The sequence below is a fragment of the Pseudomonas aestuarii genome (assembly GCF_027988105.1).
Lineage (GTDB): Bacteria > Pseudomonadota > Gammaproteobacteria > Pseudomonadales > Pseudomonadaceae > Aquipseudomonas > Aquipseudomonas aestuarii.
In genome coordinates this window covers 48,085-73,111 of the sequence record NZ_JAQJZJ010000013.1, presented here as the reverse complement: position 1 = coordinate 73,111, position 25,027 = coordinate 48,085, and the positions used below count along the sequence as shown (strand labels likewise).

Below are 25,027 nucleotides of genomic sequence, written 5' to 3'. Positions count from 1 at the left end.
GGCTGATGTGGTGTCAATCACGCAGAATGCCGACCTCGCTGCAGACGGTGGGGCCATCCTCAATGTGACAGTCAATGGCTCGCTATCCATCCTCGGCGATGCCACCACCGGTGTTTCGTCTCTAACCCTCTCAATGCTCGGCGGTGATGATTCAGTAACCCTGGATACAAGCGTTACTACCCAGATTTCAATCGACGGCGGGGACGGCAGCGACAAAATTTTCGGAGCCAATCAAGACACTGACTGGATCATATCCGGTGTCAACAGCGGTGCGTTCGGCCAGATGAATACCTTTACCGGGGTGGAGTCCCTGGTGGGTGGCAGCGGTGACGACAACTTCAAGCTTGAGCAACTTGGTTTGTTGACGGGCTCCATTGAGGGTGGTGGTGGATCCAATACAGTCTTTGCGGCGGATACCGTCAACGTCTGGACCATCGACAGTGCAGATGCAGGCAACCTTAACAACAGCGTTTTTAGTTCAATCAGCAACTTGGCCGGTGGCCAGGGCGTGGATTCCTTCGACTTCACGCTGGCAGGCGCCATCAGCGGCATTATCGACGGTGGCGATGATGACTCGCAGCTGGTAACACCGGTCGTCGATAGGCTGAATTTCAGTGGTTTGAATAGCGCGGTTGATGTTGACCTGGCGGCCGCTGCTGTGAGCGGTCGAGTCGGGGTGTTCAGCCGGATCGACAGCCTGGTGGGCAGTTCCTCTGTCAGTAATGACACGCTGCTGGGCTACGACAGCAGCTCGGTACGCTGGACCATTGACGGTTCCAACTCGGGCAATGTGGAAGGGCTGGTGTTCAGCTCTTTCGAGAGCCTGACCGGTGCCAGTAGTAGTACCAGTGATGCCTTCACCTTCGAGGTGGGCGGCAGTCTCAGCGGTACTCTGGCGGGTGGCAGCAGCACCTATGACAGTTTTGAAGTGGCTGATGGCCTGGGCGGCTACACCATTTTCAACCCGGCCAGCGGTGTTGATCTTGGCGGGTCACTGAACCTCCACGGCAAGTCCATCACCTACACCGGGATGGATGCTCAGGACCTGGTTGCCGGCGACGCCAATGACAAAGTAATCAAGGGTACGATTTTCAACGACACCATTGTGCTTGAAGATAACAGCACCGTCGGTGACGGCCTGATGCAGGTGCGCTTTGATGGGAAAAAATTCTTCGATGGCACCACCACCACCGACAGCCTGGTGTTCGCTGTACCGGCCGACACCCTGACCATTGAAGGGCGCGATGGCAGCGATAGCATTGAGGTCAAATCCCTCGACAGCCTGTTTGCCGCTGACTTACTGCTTTACGGCAGCTCCCTGAACTCGAATGGCGTACCCATCGATGCCATCTACAGCGACACCATTACCTTCAGCGGCAGCATCAATACAGGTGGCGGTGCCCTTGATGCCTGGGCTGCCAATATTGTCGTCAACAATGCGGTAAATATTGCTGTGGGTGAGGGCTATATCAACTTCCGCTCGCGGGATATCGGTATTGCCGAAGTTGAGAACCTGTCGCCGGTATTCGGTACCGACCGCAGCGTTTCCATCATCATTGGCCAAGGCGCGGTTCTGAGCTCAGAGGGCGGGATATTCCTGATTGCCCAGGCTGAAGATCAAAACCTTGCCACCGTGTTGGGTGCGAGCAAGGAGGTGGACAATTACGTTATTCAGCCACTGGCTGGCAAAGTGGAGGGCCTTACTGCGCTGCCGGTCAAGTTGCTGGTGAAGAACTCCAGCGCCACTATCACCCTGGAAACAGGTGCCAAGCTGCTGTCTGACAGCACCGTGGGGGTCTATGCCAACGCGGTTACCGATGCATCTGGCAGCGCCAGCAGCAGCTTGATCAGCCTGGGTTACGCCCGTGCTGTAAGTACGGCCACCATTGATATTCGGGCGAATGTAGAGATCCTCTCACGCGACGCCTCGGTCGTTATCACCACTTCAGGTGAGGCCACGGCCAGCCTGAGTTCCAGTACGTCAAAAGACTTGTCCAGCACGCCCAATCCGGGCGGTTCGGCGGCGCAGTTTGCGTTGGCCATCGCCGTTAGCGACGCCAATGTCACGTCGCATATCACTGTGGCAGCGGGCACCACCATTACTGCGGGCAAGACGGCCAATGTGATCGCCGGTGGCGATATCAGCTCCGAAGCTGAAGCCGAAACCGGGCTGTTTGCTGACGGCACCGCCGGCCTGGCCTTTGCTCTGCAGTTCTCCAATGCCGATATCAAGACCATCATGAATGGTTCGGTCACGGCGCTGGCCAAGCCGGGTTATACGGTCAAGATCGAAATCGACCCACTGGTAACCGACCCCAATGAAGTCGGTTATGTCGATTACACCAACAACATGATTCACATCGGTGCCCATGCCTTGGTCAGCGAAGATGTGATCACCTATACCAACCGCTATGGCACCAGTATTGGCAATTTGCGCGATGGTGATTCGTACTACGTTATCGCGCTCGAGGACGACCTTTCTACACTCGATCGTGACGAGTCCGAATGGATCATGCTGGCCGAGACCGAGACTCAGGCGATCAAGGCCAGCCTGGGTTTCACCGATCTAGCGGATGGCAACGTAGTGAATCTCACGGTGCTCCCTGGTCTTGAAACCGCCAATAACGGACGGGAGTTCGTGGGTAGTGATATCGACGCGGATGCCAGCAGCATCACCTTGCGCGACAGCGCCAACTCGCCGAGCAATTTCAACAAATTCGAGCTGGGCCAGGCGGTGGTCTATCACGATGACGGGGTTAACCATATCGATGGGCTGGTGGACGGCAATACCTACTACGTGGTCGTCGGCACCAGTCAGAACAACCTGCAGGGCGACACCCGTTTTGCCACCGGCCAGGTGATTCAACTGGCCGAGTCTGAGAACGAAGCCCGGGCTGGGGTGTTTATTGATATCGGTTCGAGCGCGGATGCTAATGGTTTCAGCCTGACCGCCAAGCATGTGCTCGATACCGGTTTTGCCACCGGCGTGGGCATCTTTGCCGAGCTCAACGCAGAGGACAAGGCCAGCGCCAGCGCCGGACTGGAGAGTGAAGACGCGGAACAAAGCCCGTTGGAGAAATTCAACGATGCGGTCGACACCAATATCGCCGACAAGATCATCACCAGCCTGACCAAGTCGTACAAGGACAATCAGGCCGCGACCAACAGTGGTTCTGCTTCCGAATTCAGCGTGGCTGGTGCGCTGGCTTTTACTTTTGCCAAACACTCGGTCATTACCGAAGTTGGCAGTTCGTCGGTTCTCAAGTCCAACGAAGACCTTGAGGTCAAGGCCACCATCAGTCAGGAATTTGCACTCAGTGCGGAAAGCACCGTCGAACCGCAGGAAGACAAGGATGGCGAGCCAGCTGGAACCAGTGCTGCCAACAGTGTCAGTGTCGCGGTAAGTGTGGGGGTATTCGATAACACCGCCACGGCAACGGTAAACAGCAATGCCGAGCTGGATGCGTTGCGCGCCACCCGGGTGATTGCCGATGTCACTTACCCGTTCCTGACCCGACCTGACCAGTACATTCCCCTGTCGCTGGGCGAGTTGGTGGACTCCTTGCGCTCGGAAGGACCTGAAGCCGTTACCAAGTACCTGACCGGCACCTTGGGCGCCAAAGAAGGGTTGTTCAACAGCTGGACCAATGCCACATCCAAAGCTGACAAGCTGGGGATTGCCGGCTCCGTTAACGTGCTGGTGTTCGACAATGACGCGATTGCCGATGTGAAGTCTGGTGTGCAAATCAACCAAGACCAAGATTGGCGCAATGATGCGATCAACCCGCACGTCAACCAGGCAATTAATCAGGCAGATGGACGCGGTGAGCAGGTGGTTTCAATTGAAGCCACCAACTACATGCAAATTATCAATATGACGGGCAACTTTTCCCTGCCCGAGTTTGATATTGACCCAACTAAGAGCGACTCCTTCAAGGATCGTCTGTCGCTGAATCCTGCCGGCACCGGCGGTTCCCGTGGTGGTGTTGGCGGTGCCTTCTTTATCAGCGTGATGAACAACACCACCCATGCTTTGGTGGCCGATGGAGCGGCGATATACAGCGGTGCTGACGGCGGCTTCAACATGAAGGCCGAACAGGCGGTTTCGCAAGTCAACCTGGTGCAGGCGGGCGGTGAAGGTGGCAAGTTGGCCATCAGCGGCTCGGTGGCTTACAACGGCATCACTTCGGACACCCTGGCGCAGCTCGGCGCCGGCGCGTTTGTAACGGGCCGCGATCTGCGCATGTACGCGGGTGATCTGGAAACCAATGTCAACTGGGTCGGCGGTATCGCCAAGGGTGAAACCACCGGTGTTGGCATTGCCGTGGCGATCAATAACCTGAACCGGCAAACCCAGGCCATTATCGGTGACGCGGATCAGCTCACCAGCAATAACAGCATTGATGCGGTCGAATACATCAATGTTTCCGGTGACGTTAACCTGCGCGCTTTTGTGGGGGGCGAATTGTGGTCCTTTGCTGTGGCGGGGGCAGCAGCCACGGGCTCTGCAGCCAAGCCGGCCGACGCCGCTGAGCAACCTGATGCAGGCAAAGCACCAGCGGGTGCTAGCAAAACCCCTAGCCAGTTCGACGGCACTATTGCCCCGCAGCAGTCGGGAAGCACCACCGCAGCGGCTGCTGCGGTGTCGATCAATATCGTCAATGACGACACCCGAGCAGCCATTGTGGATGCCGGCCATCTGATTGCCGGTGGTGACCTGGTGCTCGAGGCCGGCAACGACCTGTTCCATGTTGCGGCTACGGGTGGCGCAGCCTTTGCGGCTAATACCGGTAATCAAACGGCTAATGCGCTGGCCGGTGCCTTGAGCTTTAACAACCTGGATGTGGAAACCCGGGCCTATGTGATCGACACCGATCTGGTGGTCGACAACCTGGATATCAGTGCCACTCGCACTGGCGACCTGATTACCGTGAGCGCGGCGGCGGCTGTCAGTACATCGAGTAATGGTCTGAGCCTGGCGGGCTCTATCTCGTTCAATCGACTGGACAACGAAACCAAGGCCTTCATGTATGGCGTTGCGGTCGATGCAAGTGGTGACGGCACGCTCAAGGCCAGTGACGATTCGGGAATTATCTCTATCGGTGGCGGGGCTGCCATTGGCGGCGCCACTGGAGTTGGTTTCTCTATTGGCTTTAACGAAATTACCGGCAATACCCTGGCCGCTATCGAGGATTCGAATCTCGATTTTGGCGGTGCATTAGAGCTACGCGCGATCAATAACAACGCATTACGCTCGGTGGGAATATCCGTTGGTGCCAGTAAAGAAAGTGCGGCGGCCTTTACCATTGGCGTGAACTTGATCATCAACACCGTTGATGCGCACATTAGTCGCTCAACCCTGACCGGCGCGTCGGCAGTCACTCTGTTGGCGCAGGACGACTCTGTGCTGCAAGCCGTCGGTGGTGCTGTGGCCATCGGCCTTAACGGTAATGGTTTTGGTGGGGCGCTCGGCTGGAACTCGGTGACCAATACTATTCGGGCCTACATTGAAGATTCCAGCCTGACGGGGATTACCGGTGAGGTCAGCGTTACCGCTAAATCCAGCGAGGATGATGGTCTGCTGGACGGCAAGATCTCATCGGCGGCCATCGGCGCGGCAGGATCCACCAACACCTCGGTGGGTGGGGCGCTGGCGATAAACGGTATTATCAACAAGGTTGATGCCCATATCACCGACTCAACTGTTCATGCGGGCGGTAATCTCAGTGTTCAGGCACTGGATACTTCAAGCATCAAATCGTTGACCGGCGGGGCGGCCATTTCCATTGGCGGCACCGGTGTCGGGATCGGCCTGTCGGCCAATTTTATTGCTAATGAAATAACCGCCACCATCATTGATTCTGATGTGATGTGTACGGCGGGCAGTGTGTTGGTCAATGCCGATGAAGGTGCCTCGATCAATTCGGTGGCTATCGGCTTGGGCGGGGGCACTGGGAATGCGGTGGCCGGTTCGGCTACGGTCAGCGTGATCGTCAATACGGTTGAAGCCTCCATTGCGGGAGCGGCCATGGTGCAGGCCGCCGGTAATGTGCGAGTCAAGTCGAACAATGGCGCCCATGCCACCACCATCGCCGGCCAGTTAGCGGTCAGTGGTGGTACCAGCGTAGGAGCCGCTATCACCAACGTCACCATCGTTAATAACACCAAGGCCTGGATCGATGGCCGTGCGACTGTAGCGGCCAATGCCAGCGTGGGAGACAGCTTTACCGATGCCACCGGGCGTAGCGGTATTCGTGGTGTTTCGATAGAAGCGTCCTCGCCCAAGGATGTACAGATTTTTGCCATAGGTGGCTCCGTAGGCAGTACCACCGGCATCGCCGGATCCTTCTCGGTCACGGTGATTGATGACACCACTGAAGCTTTTGTTTCGTCGCCAGGTGCTTCGACGGCCGGCAGCATTACCTCTGGCGGCGACGTAAACGTGGTCGCCGTCAGCGGCTTTGACTTGATTGGTGCGGCGGGCGCTGTGGCCATCGGCGGCACGGCAGGTATTGGTGTCGGTGTGGATGTTGGGGTGGCAACCATCAGCAACCGTGCGTACCTGGGCAATGGTACTCAGGTCCAGGCCGATAATTCGGTAGTGGTTCAGGCGCTGACCGAAGAGAGCGTGCTGTCAATGTCTATCACCGGTGCTGCGGGCGGCACCGTGGCCGTTGGTGTCACCGCCGGGGTGTCCGTATTGTCACTCACCACCGAGGCCTACATCGGCGAAGGGGCCAAGGCTTACGCCAAAAACAACGTAGTGGTGCAGGCGCTCGATACCACCGTAGCCAACGTCGTCAGCGGCAATATAGTCGGTGCCGGAACCGTGGCTGTGGGTGTGGCTGGCGGGATCTCGGTAATCACCAAAGATACCCGCAGCTGGATCGGCGCCAATGCGACCGTGGATGGCCTGGCGACCGGGGCGGCATTCAATGCCAATACCGGCACCTTCGGCGATGCGGCCGCCATCGATTACAGTCAGGAAAACAGCGTCAATGCCGGGTTCAGTACCTCCAGTGTCGATGCTCAGGCCGACACCATCGAGCTGACCTATCCCGCCGCCGAACAGTTCAGCGAAGGTCAGCAGGTCAACTATTCAGCCGGTGAACAGGCCATTCGTGGCTTGACCAGCGGCAGTCGCTACTACGTGCATATCGTCTACGGCAACACCATCCAGTTGTACCGTGAGGCAGGCGACGCTTCGACGCTGGTTGATCTGAAAGCCTCGACGCTGCAGGTGGACGCGCCGAGCAATATCATCACCTATGTGGGGCATGGCTATACCGAGGGCGAGGTGGTGCTGGTGGGCAGCAACACGGCGCTGCCAATTGCCGAACTCTCAGCCGGTGCTTACACCGTGCACAAGCTTTCGGATGACAGCTTCCAGTTACTGGATGCAGACGACAAGGTGGTGGACCTCAGAGTCTCCACCGCTATGAGTGGTCCGAATTGGACTGCCAAGCACAACCTGGACAGCGTCACAGGCGTTGGTACACCTGAAGTGACCAACGAAAACTGGGCCGATTCTGATGAAATAACCAGTCGCGACGGCACTGCTATTGTCACGGAAGACCGCAGTGGTGTGATCGTGACTGCGGTCAGTACCAACCAGATCGCCACCGCCGGTGCCGCAGTGGGGGGGGCGGGTACGGTGGCGGTGCAGGTGTCCGGTGCGGTCAGCGTGCATATCATCAACACCGAGGCCTATATTGGGGCTGGTGCCGATATCAATACCACCAACGGCAATGCCGGCGCCGGTGCCAACCAGGGTGTTTATGTCAATGCCGGACGCAGCCTGGAAGAGGTTGCGGTGGGTTTGTCGGCCAGCGTCAGTGGCGTGTTTGCTGGAGCGCCTTCGGCCACTGTGCCGGTCATTCTGGGCGGCACCCGGGCCTGGATTGGTAATGACACAGGTTTTGCCACTGACTCCCACGGCAGCGCTGCTACCTATGCAGGAAACGTCAATGCCAAGGGCGATGTGGATGTTCGTGCCACGGCCAAGGAACGCGTTATCAGTGTGGCCGTAGGTATTGCCGGTTCTGGTATTGCCGGTGTTGCCGGTTCAGCCTCGGTGGTGGTGATGGATACCACCACTCTGGCGGCGATCAGCGGTGATGTGAAAGTCTCTGCCGGCGGTAATGTCTATGTTGGTGCCCGTGACGACACCCAAACTTGGTCCATTGCCGGTGGGGTGGGCATAGGCATTGGCGGTGGCGGCGGTGCAGGTGCTATAGCAGTGAGCGTGATTACCAAGCACACCGAGGCGGTAATTGGCGGTGGAGCCTCGGTGGATGCGGCCGGTAACAGCGCCGGTTCGGTCCAGGTGGCCACTGGCGCTACGGATGCTGATGGCGTCCCATTGTTCACCAGCGGTAAAGGCGTTGCCGTGCAGGCGCACTCCAGCGAAGACGTATTTGCCCTGGGGGCAAGCGTAGGGGGTGGGTTGTACGTGGGGGTGGCAGGCTCGGTATCGGTCGAGGTCATAGACTCCGATTCGCTGGCCCACATCATCGGCGGTGCGCAGATCAATCAGCAGCTTCCTTTAATCAATTCGGCAGCGGCACAGTTGGTCAATGTATCTGCGACCAATCAGCTGGATGTGCTGTCCATCGATGGCGCGGTAGCTGGCGGAGCCGGCGGGCTTGGGGCCAGTGTTGATGTGGCGGTGATCCGCAACGATACGTCCGCGTTTATTGGCGGCGCAGATACCAAGGTTCAGGCCAGGGGAGATGTGGCGGTCAATGCGGTTGCCCGGCGCGATCTCAGCAGCAACACCATTTCATTGGCTGCAGGCGGCTTTGGCTTGGCTGGCAGCATCAGTGTGTATTCAGTGGGCGGCAATTTTGGCAGCAGCTATACCGCCAATGATGGCAGCTCCAGCGAATCCCAGGATGCGTTGGATGGTGGTGACGGAGAAACGGTGACCGATTCGGTCGAGAGTACCACCAGTGGCTTTATGGACGGTTTCACCGCAAAAGATGCCGACACCGTTCCGGCGTTTGATAGCAGCGCGGTTGATACCAGCGCTAATACCATCAGCATCACCAGCCATGGCTTGAGAACCGGTGACAGTGTCGTCTACACCAGTGCCAGCGCCATTGGTGGCCTTGCGTCGAATACGACGTATTACGTGATCGAGGTGAGCGAGAACGAATTCCAGCTGGCAAGCAGTGCCAAGAATGCGATTGCCGGGGTGGCCATTAATTTCACCTCGGTAGGTGGCAATGCTCAACAATTGAGCAGCGGAGCCACAGCCAGTGCCAACTCGGCTCGCGACACCGTGGCTGACAACAGTGTGGCCGGCAAGGTTGATGGAGCCAAAGACCAGACCGATGGTGTCAGCAGCGGCACCACGGCGGGCATTTTGTCGGGCGCGAGCATTGTCGCCAAGAATGTTGAAGTGAACGCCACCAACCGCACCCGTCTGAGTTTGCTGACCGGTGGTGTCGGCCTCGGCGGCGCAGCCGGTATCGGCCTTGGTATTGTGGTCGCCACGGTGGACTCGGACGTATCGGCCTTTATCGATGAGAACGTCAGCGTCAACGGTATAGACGGTGACGCCACCCCTGGCGGTGATGGTGATGTAAAAGTGTCCGCAGCGCTGGACTCGAACATCCGTTCCCTGGGCTTTGCCGGTGCGGTGGGTGGTTTTGTCGGACTAGGTGCGGCGGTTTCCTACATTGAGGACAGCAGTGATGTGCGGGCGCTGATTGGTGCCCATGTCAACGGTAGCGGGGATATCTCCGGAACGGAGGGTGCACAGATCGGTACCCTGGTTTCTTTCCGCAATGTCACCGTCGAAGCCGAAGCTGACCGCACCATGGCCATTGCCACGGGGGCTGCAGGTATCGGGGGTAGCGCGGGTCTCGGCGTTGCGATTACCGTCGGCCGGATCACCGGTTCAGTCGATGCGTTGGTGGCGGATAACAGCCATATCGGCAGCGCTCTGAGCCAGGTTGGCAATGTCACCCTGAGTGCCAGTGGCACAGCCACCATCACCCCCTTTGTGGACGGTGGACCCATGGGCATTGCCCTGGGCGGTGGCTTCTTTGGTGGGGCCGCCGGTATTACCGATGCACGTATCGGTGATACCGATAATCAAGTGGGCGTGACCGCGAAAATTGGCGAACACGTGACCATTGACGCCCGTGGTGAGGTCAGGCTCACGGCAGACTCGGTCTATCTGGCGCGGGTCACAGCCGATGGTGGCGCCATCGGTGCCATTGCCATCGGTGCGATGTTTGCCCGTGGCGATATTGTCAGCCTGACCGAGGTCAGTATCGGCAAATCGACCCGGATCAATGCCGGTAGCCTGAGCGCCATTGCCAACAACACCAGCGACAGTTCGGTAAGCACCATAACCGCCGCTGGTGGTTTGGGAGCCGGAGCCGGCAGCAGTGCCGTGACCTATGTGACACCGACAGTACTGGCGAAAATCGACGAAGACGCCAATATCACCACCCTGGGTGATGTCACCCTTGAGGCCACATCCATTCGCGCCAAGGCCGGCGCCACAGGATTCGGGCTGGTAATCGGCGTAGGCGCTGTGGGTGTAGTGCTCACCGATGCCAACGTTACCCCTACGGTATCCAGCAGTGTGGGTGATAACGCGAGCATTGTTGCTGGCGGGGATGTGCAAATACTGGCCAATATATTGGCCAAGACCACTAGCACCCCACTAGATGATTTCTTCACACCAGGCAGCGATGTGGACACGGATGACGACACCATCGTCTTTGACGCCCATGGCCTGAGAGATGGCACCTACGTGCTGTATGACAGCAACGGTAATACCGCTATCGCCACAGGAGGTGCCGGTGATCCGGCCTTGACTGAAGACCGTGAGTACCGGGTGATTGTGGTCGATGAAAACATCCTCAAGTTCGGCGCCACATTCGAAGCATCGGCTGCCAATACCGGCAGCTTGTTCAGCCCGCAAGACGGCGTGGATGCGCTGAGGGATCGCATTCGTTTCGAGGCACCCCATGGTTTTGTAACGGGCGATGCGGTCAAGTACGACTTCACCGGCAGCACCAGCCTCAATGTTACGGATCTGAATGCCGCCACCACGTATTACGTACGAGTACTGGACGACTACAGCATCAAGCTGTTCAGCAGCCGTAGCGATGCCTTGGCCAACCAGAGCAGTTTTAATGCTGGCACTTCGCAAAATGTGGTGGATGACAGCAATTACATTCACCTCTCAGGCTTTACTGACGGCCAAGCGGTGACCTATTACGCAGCACCCACAGCGGTGTTCAGCAGCATATTGGTCGACGCCCAGTATCAGCAGGACACTGATGGTGATACCGCCGGTAACCAGCCTGGCTTGGTGAATAGCAACAACGATTACCTCTATCTCGGCCGGGATAGCAACGGTGACGGCATCATCAATGCGAGCGATAGCGGTCACGGCTATGTGACCGGGGACAAGCTGACTTACCGTACCAACGGCACGGCAATTGGTGGGCTGAGTAATGGTTCGAGTTACTACGCCTTGGTCATCAACAAGGACAATATCCAGTTGCTGCGTGGGTATGCCGAAGTCGACGGACTTTCGTTTAACCAGATCGACGATGAAAATGACGAAATTGTGCGCAGTTCCGGCAGCTGGATAGCCGATGGTTTCACAGTCGGGGCCAGCATTGTGATCGGCGGCACTGACGACAATAACGGCACCCGGACAATCACAGGTATCTCGGTCGACGGCAAAACCCTGTATTTCGCGGGTGATGTGCTGACTGATGAGTCCCACGATGCAACCGTACGGACCCAAGCCATTGCACTGACAGCTGACAAGAGCGAGGCCGGTCAGCAAGTTCAGCACGCCCTGGAACGGCAGACATTGGGCGTGTTGCAAGATGGCGTGACCTACTACGTCATCAACAGCGATGGTAGTAAATTTCAGCTGGCAACAACTGCTGCCAGTGCAACAGCCCTGAATGTCAGCGACCTGAACCGCACGGGTCTCCATGGTTTCGGTAAGGCCGGTATTGAGTTGTCTGGGGCCAGCGGAAAGCAGGAATTGCGCCTTGACCTGTCCAGCACGCCAACCGGTAATCACTTGCTGCTGGCACCAGGTGGTGACTCTTTGCGTCTGCTTAATCCGCCGGCGGGCGATGGTGTGTCCATCAGCCGCGTCGAGGGTGGCGGCGGTGGCGGTTTGGCCATTTCCCTGCCAACAGCCAAGCTGACCATTACCAACAATGTTCAAGCCTGGGTAGCGGCTGACCTGGTTGATGCCGCTGGTGATATTACTATCTCTACCGAGTCGGTCAGTCGCGGTAAGGGCTATATCAGCAATATCGGTGGCGGGGCGATTGCAGCCGCCAAGGTCGAGGCCAATGTCACCATCAATAACACCAGCCAAGCCTACCTGACAGATGATGGCGTGACGCTTAAGTCCAAGGGCCAGGTGTCCATTCTTTCTGACTCTTCGATGTCGAGTAACGTGTATGCCACAGCTAAGGGTGGCGGTATTGGTGCCGGTTCAGAGGCGCGGGCCTACACCACCATCAACAGTGGTGATGACAACAGTGGTGATGACAACAATGGTGATGGTGCCAGCAACAACACTCAGGGCACGCTGACTAAGGTGGGCGAGGGCGCTCATATCGAGGCCGATACGCTGCGCCTCAATGCCGAGGTTTCACACCTCAGCGTCTGGGATCACAGCTATGCGCTGGCGGGCGGTTTTGTTGCGGTGGCTATTTCGGACTCCAACGTCAACACCCATTCCGCCGTGCAAACCCTGATCGACACCGATGCCCGGATCAAGAGTACCCGGGGTATCGATATTGGCGCTTATCACCGTGATGTCTCGGTAGACCGGGATACCAATGCGGTGGCCATCGCCTTTATCCCGGTTCCGATTAATCGAGGCAGCAATACCACCGAGGTGGTTGAACTGATTGAAGCCCGGGACGGCGCGCGTCTGCAAACGGCTCCGCGCGCCAATAGCGACACGCCTTTGAGTACTCGCACAGCCGATGGCAGTCTCTACAATCATCTGGCCTTGCTGGCGGAAGCGACTGAGGTTAATACCTCTGGCACTTCATCAAAAGACAGTTTTATCCGCTGGGATGCCGACGTAGAGATTTCTGCCGGGGCCAGCCCGGAAGTGCTGATTGATGCCAATGGCAATGTGGTTAAGGCCATTGGCACCACCGTGACCATCGTCGGCAACCAGGCGATTGTCGATGACATCAGTGCTGGTAGTGGTGGCGAGGTACTGTTTATTGCCAACCGGATTGTCAACGACACTCCCGATGCTATCCCGAACCCGCCCGATGCTGTCCCGGACCTGCGCTCCAAGTTCACCTTCTCTGATACCTACGCCGGTATCACCATCACCAACCAGTCCACGCTGGATCTGGTGATCAACGATATTGCTGTCGGAGTTGCTTCGGATCCATTTGTTGACCTGCAAGGCAATCACGTCAGCCTGACCTTCAACCTGAGTCGCACGGTCAGCCCGACCCAGGTGACGATCGAAAATACCGGCACCCAAACCGGTTATGCGCCAGACATTCTGCTGGCTGGCACCATCACCAACCCCATCGGTCAGACCCGCATCTATGCCGCCCAAGGCGATATTGTGGCGGTAACCAACCGTGGCGTCTCGGCTGTAGGTTTTGCTGACAAATCGCGCACCACGCTGATCATCAGCCGCGACCTGCAGCTGGATGCGCCCTTAGGCACCATCGGCTATAACGCCGATAGTGATCCGCTGGTCAAGAATCACCTGGCTGTGGATATCGTGCAGAGCGCGCTGGTGGTATTCGATGCCGAGCACCAACTGGAAACCGGCGACGCGGTGGTTTATCACACCAGTGGCGAGGCATTGGGCAATCTGGTCGATGGCACCACCTACTACGTGATTCGGCTGGATGACTTGCGCCTGCGTCTGGCCAGCAGCAGTGCCAATGCCTTCTCGGGCACCGCGCTGTCGATTGACCCGGCCAACCTGGCCACTGGCAGCCATAGCATCAGCAAGGGCACCACCACGCTGGCGATTACCGATGGTATTCGTCTGGACGCCCAAGCCGGAGCGGATAACTACCTCGACCTGCGCGGCCTGCTGCGCGACCCGGCAGCAGCGCTGGGTGGCGTGGGGCGCCCCGACGCTCATGTATTCAACATCGACCTGATTCAGGCAGGCCTTGAAGGCAACGGCAGTGCCGATGTCATTCTGCAGTCTGCCCAGTTGCAAACCTCAACGGGGACCTCTGGCGGCGTACGGGTCAGGGCGCTTGCCGATACAGCCGCGGACGCTACCTACTACACCGCATTCCGTTCACCACAAGGTTCATCGGGGCAAGCGGGGGACGTTGGCTACTATGTCAGCTCGGACCCGGCTGACTTGGTGGATATCAAGGCCACTTACAACTTCGTCAATCCTGTTGGCGGTGGCGCCGGTCTGATTGCTGAAGGCTCCGGCAATATCATCGTTACCGCGCAGCATTCAACGCCGGCGGACGTACAGGTCAATGTCACCGGTATCACAGAGATTCTCGGTACGGGTCATATTGATGTGCTGACCAATGGCTTTATTAGCCTGACCGAGCAAGCAGGTGACATGCGGGTGGGCAATATCACCTCAACCGCAAACGACGTAACCCTGACGGCACCCGCCTCGATTATTGATGCGCTGGACGATACCGCCGCCGATGTAACCGGGGTGAACATCACCCTCACAGCACTGGCCGGTAGCATTGGCAGCGCCAGTAATTTCCTCGAAATCAATTTGCTCGATCAGGTCGGCAGCGTGCTGCAGTTCGGCGTACTGCGCGCGGATGCGCCGCAGAGCATCTATATCGAAGAAACGCTGGGCAACCTGCGGGTGCATCATGTGGTATCCGCCACCGGTGATGTGACCCTGGTGGCCCGTGCCGGTTCGATTGTTGACGGTAATGACGATGTCAATCCGGATGCGGCAGATGGCTTTTACCGTGATGCGGATAACCGCATGCGCGATGCCATCAATATCAGCGCCCGCAATGTTGATCTGGACGCCAACGGCGGCAGCATCGGTGTAGTCGGCGATGACCTGGATATCGACAGCGGCGCTTCCGCGCTGGGTCGGTTGTTTGCTGAAGCCAGTGCCAATGTGTATATCACCGAGGTCAACGGGCCGCTGAATGTGCTGGGGGCTATTGCCGAGAATGGCTCACTGCGTCTGACCGTACCGGATACCTCGGCAGTGGATACCGAGAACCTGGTGCTGCTGGCCGGTGGTACGGCGCGGGTGGCTGAAAATGGCGAGCGCATGCTGTCAGTCAGCGATATCTCGGCCGCGTTGGTGGTTGCGCTCTGGATCGGTGACAACGTCAGCACCAGCAACAACAGCCGTATTCTTGCCGGCACGGGCATTAGCTTGCGCGGTGATACCCGGCGGGTGGGCAAGACCGATGCCGTGGATGACAGCAATGCTGACACCGGCCGCGGCACCCGGATGGATCTGCGCGGCACCATCGGCCTGCGCAATGCGCCGACCGATCTTGCCGTAGCCACCGGCACCGCCAAGAGCTTCACCGAAATTTTCGGCCACAGCGACGGCGACACCTTCACCTTCAATCAGACCAAGCTGGATGCCAACACCACAGTGTTTGGCAGCCAGAAGTCCAGCGCCAGTCTGCTTCACGATGGTGAAGACCAATTTATCGTCAACCAGCTTCGCTCCATGCATATCGACCGCAACGGCCTGGGTGACACCCTGACCCTGGACGGTCAATCGGACACCGATTACTACTGGATCAACACCCGCGGCAGTCAGGTGGCTGCGGAGGATCGGCAGAATTATGTGATCAATGTGCTCGACACCGGGGCCAAGGCCAATGGCGTCGATGAACTGCGCATTCGTGGTTTCGATGGTGTGTTGAACGGTGCGGATTCAGCCGGTGCCCCCTATGCCACCGACGATATCTTCCTGCTGCGCAGCATGGGTGGCATTCCGAGTGAGGTCGCCGAGTCGCCTGCCTTTGTTGCCCTGCTGCACGGCAGCCTGGAGCAGGCAATGGCCGGCACCGGACCGTCTGAGGTGGAACGCATCAACTATGACGCCAACCTCAATGGCCGGCTGATTGTTGAAGGGATGGGCGGTAACGATTACTTCGCCAGCGACGACAACAGCGCCATCACCACCCTCGATGGCGGCGCCGGTGATGACACCTTCCAGGTGGGTCAGATCTACGGTTCCCAGCGTGGCATCGGTGCCAACATTGCAGCTTCCGACCAGTTCGAGTTCGCCACAGTGGCCACCACCCGGGGCTATTTGAGTCGCGGCAACAGCGTGGCACTGACCGCCATCGGTGGCGGTGGTAATGACGTATTCCAGGTGTACAGCAACCAGGCCGCCCTGCGCCTTGAGGGCAATGACGGCGATGACCTGTTTATCGTCCGGGCCTTCGCCCTGGCTGAAACCAACCCCGATGGCAGCATCAAAACCGATGCCAACGGCGTGGCCATTGTCAAAACCACCGGCGGCGTTTCTACCGCGTCCAGCCAGGTGCTGGAGGGTGGTTCCGGCAACGACTTTATTCAATACAACATCAATGCACCGGTCTCGGTGGACGGTGGCGCCGGCTTTGACAAGCTGCTGGTGCTGGGCACCGAGTTTGGCGACAGCTTTGTCATCACCGATCAGGGTGTGTATGGCGCCGGCCTCAATGTCACCTACGACAATGTCGAGGTGCTCGAGGTCGATGGCCTGGAAGGGGATGATCACTTCACCGTGCAGAGCACTCGCTTTGGCATGGCCACGCGCATTGTCGGCGGGCTGGGTAATGACATCTTCAACGTGGCCGGTGACGTCACTGACGTGATTACCACCCAGGAGCTGGAAGGCCACAGCGCAGTGATCAACCAGCAGGTCAGCTCAGGAAGCGACATTGGCTATGACGGCCTGATCGCTCCGGGGATCAACCTCAATGTCGCAGGCCTGCCAGGCAGCGGTGGCGCCAGTGGCTTCAGTGGCAACGTGATCATCGACGAGTCCGACGGTGCCAGCCTGGTGCGTGAAACCGACAGCGGTACCTGGGGCACGGTGGACACCTACACCGTACGCCTGGCCCTACCGGTGGCCGCAGGCACCAAGGTTTATGTCACCGTCAGCGCTTCGCGCTCACCACAGGAAGAGCAGGATGCCGCCGGCATGGGCGATTCGGTGCTGGTCTCGACCGATCCGGCCAGCTTCGAACGCAGCCTGATTCAGGACGGCGTAGCCACTAATGTGCGCAACCGCGCCGTGGTGCTGGTGTTCGATTCCAGCAACTGGGATCAGGCGCAAACCGTGTATATCGCCGCAGCCAACGACAGCCAGGAGGAGGGCAAGCGGGTTGTCGCCGTCAGCCACAGCGTGCAGGCCGTGGCAGAGGACAGCACCGATGCCGCTCAGCTTGCCAGTGTGGCCAGCTATGACGGCATCAAGGTGCGTAATGTGCTGGTTACGGTGATCGACAACGACACCGCCGGTATCTTGCTGACCGAAGTACGCAAGGATGCCTACGACAATGGCACGCTGGTGCTCGAAGGTGACGCCGGCAAGGGCATTACCGACAGCTACACCATTGCCCTGACCAAGAAACCCACCGCAGATGTGACGATCACGCTCAACTACGACGCCAAGCAGTTGCAGCTGTCGCAAACCACTGTGACCTTTACCGAGAATAACTGGGATCAGGCCCAGACCATCATCATTACGGCGCTGGACGATACCCTGCGCGAAGACCAGAAGTTGTCCCTGATCAGTCACAGCGTTAGCAGCAGCGCCGACGGCACCTACTTCGAGAATGGCGCTAGCACCGTTAGCGAAACCCTGGCGGTCACTGTGGCCGACGACGATGTGCCGGGCGTGCTGATTCAGCAAAGCAACGGCACCACCCTGGTCAGCGATGGCATTACCGATACCTACAGCATTCGTCTGACCCGGGCTCCGACCGGTACGGTGACCATCACCCCGCATACCGATGGCCTGACCACGGCTCAGCCGGTGGTCTTCGATGAAACCAATTGGTGGATTCCTCAGTTAGTCACGGTGACTGCCGTGCAGGATCCCGCAGTGAATTTGCTGCACCCCGGCACCAAGCAGTTCGCCGTGCAGCCACACCTGCTGTCCGATATCAAAGGCCCTCTGGAAATCGAAGGTGGCATCGGGGCCGAGGTGCATCCGCTAGTCGAGGCCGTGCTGTTGCCGGGTGAAACCAACATCCCGGTATTCGGTATTGCCGTACAGCCACCAGAAGAACAGTCGATCGACATCCTCAATGTGTTCGATGATTCGAGCATGGAGGACAAGCAAGGCGTGCTCAGCGGCACCCAGCTCACGGGTATGGGGCTGGCGTCTGGGCTGCACTTCGATCAGGTCGCCTATGGCGAAAACGCTGACTTTGCGGCCGGCATTACCTATGGCAAGGCCGGGGTTGATGGCGCGGCTGATCGCTCCAATATCGAAGTGTTCAACCTGATGATGGGCTCGGGTAATGACTCGCTGCTGATCACTAGCACCCTGAATACTGATGCGCTGCATGGCGGCCTGACCACTGTGCATGGTGGCGGTAACCTCGATGTACAAGACCCGGTAGCGGGCGCCTACACCGGCACTATCGATGGCGACCGGATTACCGTCACCGGCGGCGGCGGCCCGACCTCACCACTGGTGATTTACGGTGATACCTCCCAGGACGCTTCCTGGTATGCAGGGCAACCCTACATTGCCGATGTAACCGACACCTTTGTGCTGGGCCCGAACCCGGTTCAGGCCGGCACTTATTATCGTCTGGCGCGGGCCAATCCCTTTGATCGCAGCGGTAACGATGTGATTGATGCCAGTGCCATCATGCCCAACCCTGGCAGCTACGGTGACGATGCCCTGGGTGTGGTGATCTATGGCGGTGCGGGTAATGACACCCTCATTGGTAGCCAGATTGGTGATGTGCTGGCCGGCGGTTCAGGTGATGACCTGATTATTGGTAATAAAGGCGACGACCAGATCTACGGTGATTCGGGCGTCAATATCAATGTGATTACCCGCGTGTTGTCGGTTCCGACCACCGATGCAGTGCGGCCGAACAATGACAACCCAGCCTCCAACCGCGACACCCTGGTCGCAGGCAAGGATGTGATTCAGGGCAGCGACGGCGATGACATCATCTTCGGCGACCACGGCATCGTTGCGCAGCAGATAGACGATGCTGACAAAATCCTGATTGTGCGCAAGGTCTCCGATATCCGCAGTGATCAGTCGGCCAATGGCGATGATGACATCATTGTCGGCGATGCCGGTCGTGACCGCATTCTCGGCGGCAATGGTGCCGACATCATCAGTGGTGATGGCGGCTCCGATGTGATCTTCGGTGACTTCGGTCACATGGGCTACCTGAGCAACGATTACTACGGTACGCCGGATAGCGATATCAGCACCCTGGATGTGGTGGAAAGCATCGATGCGCAGGCAAGCCTGGGTGGTAACGACGTCATTACAGCCAGCGACGGTGACGACATCGTCTTCGGCGGCCAAGGCGACGACAGCATCGATGGCGGTATTGGCCAGAACATTCTGTTTGGTGACCACGGCAAGATTCTGGGCGTAGATACCGGCGTAAACACCCCGGTGAGAGATCCACTTACCAGTAAAACTGACGACGATTATCAGGTGCAGGTGTTGGGCTTGGTGACCTCCACTTATACCGGCACGATCAATGGCACCGGCAACGAGTACGCCAACGGCAACGACAGCATCATTAGCGGTATTGGCCGCGACATGATCTTCGGTGGCGGCGGTGATGACACCATCAACAGCTTCTCTAGCAGTGGCGGCAGCGCTGCGCTGGATGGCAACAACATTGTCTTTGGTGACCATGGTCTGGTGGATTACCTGGCCGAAGAAATCCTCAGCCCTAGTGCCAGCAATCCACCGCGCACCAATGACATTGACCGTATCTGGTCACTGGCCAGCGCCACGGCCGTGGGTGGTGACGACATCATTGAAACCGGCGCGGGCAACGATATTGTCATCGCCGGTGTGGGCAACGACACCGTGTCTACCGGTAACGGCAGCAATATCGCCATCGGTGACAACGCATTGCTGACCAGCGCCCCACGTGATCATCTGAGCACTGATGCGCCGTTGGTGTTCTCGGTCCATGAGTTCACCCTGTGCAAGATCGAAACCATTGGCTTTAACGATGAAGACAATGGCAACGACACCATCATCGGCGGCCAATTCAATGATGTGCTGTTCGGCGGTGGCGGTGACGACACCATCTACGCCGGGGCTGGCGACGATCTGGTGTTTGGCGATCAAGGCCGTATCGAATGCAAAAACGATCACCCGTTCGATCCCGAAACCAGCTTGCGTCCCGTGTGCTGGGAGTGCTTCCCAACTGAGGGCTTCCTGCTGTTCGAAGCCACCAATGTCGATCAGCTGTCTGGCGCCGGCAATGACTTGCTGTTCGGCGAAGACGGCAGCGATGTGCTGATGGGTCAGCAGGGCGATGACGTGCTCTATGGCGGTAACGGTGATGACATCCTGATTGGCGGCAGCAATGTTGCCGGTGCACTGGATGGCAATGATCGCCTGGATGGCGGTGCGGGCGCCGATGCCATCGCCGGCGATAACGCAGCTATCTGCTACCGGCCGGACGACATTGATGTGCGCATGCGCGCCCTCGACGGCACGCTGATTTATGGTGTGACCGAAGGGGTCAATGATGGCCGGGTGTTGATCGGTATTGGTGCGGGCGGCGCGGGCAATGTTATTGACCCAAGCCAGCCCAGCCTGAATGCCATGAATGACCCGCGTAACCAAACCCAGTACCGCATTGTGCTGCTCGATCACAGCGATGATGTCGAGGCCAATCACCCTGAGCTGTTCGGTAACGACTACATAGCCGGTGGCGCCGGCGAGGATGAAATCTTCGGCCAGCTGGGCAATGACGTAATTCAGGGTGACGGCACGATTGGTGTACAAGCGGGCGCCGACTTTGCGAAAAATCTAGCCGCTGCCCAGCTAAGCCTGACCCGTAGCGATGGCAGCATCGTCAGCATTAACGGCTTCACCCAGTTCGGCGCCAATCGCGGAGCGCTACCAACCTCGATGGCCGACTTCGGCTTTGTTATGGACGCAAGCCTGGATCTGCTGGTTAACGCCACCTTCGAGGGCTTGTACGACGGCGACGATTACATCGAAGGCAATGGCGGTAATGATGTGATCTTCGGCGGCCTCGGCCAGGATGACATCATCGGCGGCAGTTCCGATCTGTTTGGCTTGATCAACGCCAATCAGCGCCCCGATGGGAGTGACCTGCTGTTTGGCGGCGCCGGCACCGACATCACCCGCAACGATATTGGCGATGCAACCACCGCACGCAGTGTTGGGCTGCCGACTTCGGCGGCGGATGACCTAATCATCACCAAAGCCGGCGGCCATGCCCATGACGCCGATACCCTGGTGGGGGACAACGGTCGTATTCTGCGCCTGGTGGGCGTCAACCAAACGCAGCGCGCAACCGGCACCGTGTACGCCAATGGCGTGACCAGCACCGGTGGCTTCCTCAATTACAACTACGACACCAATGGTTCGCCGGCACAAGGCTACGGCAGTGACGGCAACGCCGCCACCTATGACCGCATCATCGTGCGCGCGGTAGAGTTCCTCGACTACCACGAAGGCGGCATCGACTTCAGCAGTGCCGCGGCCAGTGACCGGGGCAACGGTGATGAGCTGCACGGCGAGTCCGGCGATGATGGGCTGTATGGGCTCAAGGGCAATGACGTGCTGTTCGGCGAAGGTCAGGACGATGACCTGATCGGCGGCTACGGCAACGACTGGATCAGTGGCGGCAGCGGTGATGATGGCGTAATCGGCGATGATGGGCGCATCCTCACCAGCCGCAACGCCACCACCTATGGCGAAGCGCTGAACGGAGTGGTCGCGCTTCTGCCAGACAACGGCGATAGCAAAACCTTTAACGGCAACATGATGAATGAATCGATCGCCACACCGGGTTCGATTCAGCAGGCCGTGGTCAATGTGGGTGGGGAGTTGAAGAAGGCGGTGAATATCACCCCGTTCAGCTTCGACCCTGACTTCAATGGTATGACTGACGAGTTCACCACGGCCAGCAAAAAGGCCTTGGATGATCAGGGCCTGCCGCTGCAGCACAATTCCGATGACATTATCTTCGGCGGTCTGGGCAACGACTGGCTGCACGGCGCCTCAGGCGACGATGCCATTCTCGGCGGCGAGGCGCTGGCTGAGGCCTATACCCAGGTTTATGGTGCCGGTGGCGTTCTGACGGGTATTGCCCGCAGCGATTACACCCACCCCTATAACCCGATCGACGTGCTGCGCTACAACCCGGAAGACCCGGATGGCTGGCACTACGATCGCACCCGCCGTGCTGGTGAATTCGCGCTCTATGACGAGTACGACCCGCTGCGCAAGATCACCCTGAATGCCGACGGCACCGCCAGCAAGAGCGATACCGGTGGCTATGCCTGGTTCCTTAACTTCTCCACCAGCGAAGGCACCTATGTGCCTGCCGGAACCAATCCCAAGCCGGTTGGCCAGACCGCCAGTGGTTATCCTGAAGCCTGGAACGATGGTAATGACCGCATCTTCGGTGATACCGGCAACGATTGGCTGGTGGGTGGTACTGGCTGCGACAATATGTATGGCGGCTTCGGCAATGACCTGATGAATGCCGACGACAATCAGGACACCAATGCCCTGCGCAATGATCAGCCTGATACCCAGTCCAGCTATGAAGATCGTGCCTTTGGTGGTGCCGGACGGGATGTCCTGATTGCCAATACCGGTGGCGACCGTCTGATTGACTGGGTGGGTGAATTCAACTCCTACCTGGTGCCTTTCGCACCGTTCGGCATGGCCACCGTCAGCCGCACCTTGCAACCGCAGTTGGCCGAGTTCTTGTACACGCTGTCGGCCAGCGATGGTGCGGATCCGACCCGTTTTGCTGATACCAACGGTGATCCGAGTCAGGCCTATCGCAATGGTGAGCCAGCGGGTGAACTGGGCTTAATCCGGCAGAAGGACTTCGCCTGGCAGTCGCAGACCGGTGCGCCGGCTGATCCGCAGGCCGGCAATATTCCCGGCGGCAAGCGCGATGTATTGCGCACAGCCAACTTCAATGACGGCACCATGCAGGCGCTGGCTCCGGATAGTGGCACCTGGGAGGTGTCCGGCGGTACGTTGCAGGTTTCCTCCAAGTCCTCCCATGCCGATGCCGTGGCGGTCTATCAGGTGGGAGATGCATTGCCGTCGTATTTCGAGGTGGCGGCCAGCATCAAGGCCAACAAACCCGTGGGCGGTTGGGATGCCAACAGCTTCATTATTTTCGACTACCAGAGCGCCAGCAACTTCAAGTTCGCCGGGCTCGATGTCGCGACCAACAAGCTGGTAATGGGGCAGCGAGATGACACAGGCTGGCACGTGCTCGACCAGGCATCCGTGAAGGGCGGCCTGAAGAACAATACCTGGTACAACGTCGTGTTGGCGGTCAATGGCCTGACAGCCACCTTGGTCGTGGATAACAACACCTACTTCAGTCATACCTTCCAGCCGACTGTAGTGGATGACTGGAGTTATGGCTTGAACTGGGGGCTGGTCGGATTCGGCTCCAACAATGCGCGTGGTGAGCTGGATAACATCTCGGTCCTGGTCGTACCCTCGGCGGCGACGGCCTTCAGGACCGAGCAGTTCGCCGGCCCCGACAATGCGTTGTTCAGCGGCGCGGATATGGTCAGTGGTGGCAACTTCAGCCTGTCCGGCGGTCGCTATAGCGGAATAGCCGCTGGCAGCGACGCGCTGCTGAGCCTGGCGAGCCTGGACGGCGTGGGTAAGCTGTCTGGCTCGTTGCTTGAAATGAATGCCACGTTCAGCGCCACGGCGCGGGCGGGCTTCGTCTTCGATCAGTACAGCAGCACGGATTACAAGTGGGTCGCTATCGACGTACAGACCCAGCAGGTCTTGATCGGGCACTTTCAGGGCGGCCGCTGGACCATCGATGCGGCGATCAGCAACGACTCATTGCAGGCCGGTGTGGACTACACCCTGGGTGTCTCCCTGCACGGGGCGTCGGTGAGCGTGACCCTTAACGGCCAGTCCGTACTTGGGCATGTCTACAACGCTGAAACGGTGGACGGGCGCTTTGGGGTGTTTGCCAAGGACGGTTCGGTATCGTTCGACAGCATGAGCCTGAAGACCGATGACCCGGCTATCCCGAGCAGCGCCAGCCCGTTGCTTGCCGCCCAGGCCGCACCTGCCCGTTACACCGGTGAAGTCAGCCTGACGATGGCGCAGTTGCAACCCATCATCGACGAGGCCATTCGCCGCTGGTCGTTGAGCGTGGACGAAAGCGTTGTCGAACTGATGAGAAGTGTCGACGTGCAGATTACCGATCTGCCTGGGTTGGAATTGGGTGCGTACCGGGATGGGGCCGTGTACATCGACCTGAACGCCGCAGGTTATGGCTGGTACATCGATGCCATGCCGACCGATGACACCGAGTACGCCCTGCTCGGCGACTCGCTGCAGGCAGTGGATGGCGAGGCCGCAGGTCAGATGGATCTGCTGTCCGTCCTGGCTCATGAACTGGGTCATGCTGTTGGCCTGGAGCACACCGATGATGGCGTCATGAGCGATACGCTGGATGCGGGCGGACGAACTGTCGAGCCCGTGGTAATGACCTCGGCAGACACGTCTGTGGCAAGCCTAGCCTGGCCTGTGCGGTCCTTGCCGTTGTCTGTGGCGCCGCTCAAGGACGCTGCTGACAACGAGCAGGAAACTCTATGCATCATTAATTGGGACTCAACATTTGCGCTTGATGAGCGTGCTGTAAAAGCCAAAGGATTTGACGCTGCCGAGAACTGGGTGGCGGATTTCGTCAATCACGCAGGAGAAAGTCAGGCACAACGCAATCCCAATGCTAGTCTCAAAGTGTTTGTTTCTACGAACTGCAAGGTACTGCCAGGAGTAAGCAACTCACATCTCAGTGTCGATTAA

General features: G+C 58.5%; 1 protein-coding gene. It reads left to right on the top strand.

The window, feature by feature from the left end:
- The first annotated feature begins 10 nt into the window (after positions 1–10).
- Positions 11–25,027 (top strand): hypothetical protein, encoded by a 25,017-nt coding sequence (locus PH586_RS21590; RefSeq protein ID WP_271349868.1) that lies wholly within the window; start codon positions 11–13, stop codon positions 25,025–25,027.